This is a genomic window from Microbacterium sp. GbtcB4 (assembly GCF_019091465.1).
Classification (GTDB): Bacteria; Actinomycetota; Actinomycetes; order Actinomycetales; family Microbacteriaceae; genus Microbacterium; species Microbacterium paraoxydans.
Map to the genome: position 1 here is coordinate 1 of NZ_JAGXJJ010000338.1, position 249 is coordinate 249.

Here is a 249-nt window from a genome sequence, read left to right on the forward strand (position 1 = left end):
GGGGCTTTCCGCCCCAGTCTACAGATCAATCCTCGGCCGCAGGCCGGTGGTAGAGCGCGAGTCCGGCGGCAGCCCTCTCCCGGGTGGCGGTCCGCGCGATCCCCGGATCCGTGACCTCCATCGCACCGCCGAAACGGGCCGCGAGCCGTTTGTTGCCGCGGGGGTCCGCGGGGTGCTGCTGCGTGGTCACCATCCCGTCGCCCGCGCGGTGCGTCTCCGTGGGCACGAAACCGCTGTGCGACGGAGCGA

1 pseudogene is annotated in these 249 nt (G+C 72.7%); it reads right to left on the reverse strand.

Features of this window, described 5'->3' with window-relative positions:
• Positions 1 to 25: 25 nt before the first annotated feature.
• A pseudogene (locus KVS71_RS18085) lies at positions 26 to 249 on the reverse strand (WYL domain-containing protein); the annotation flags it as partial.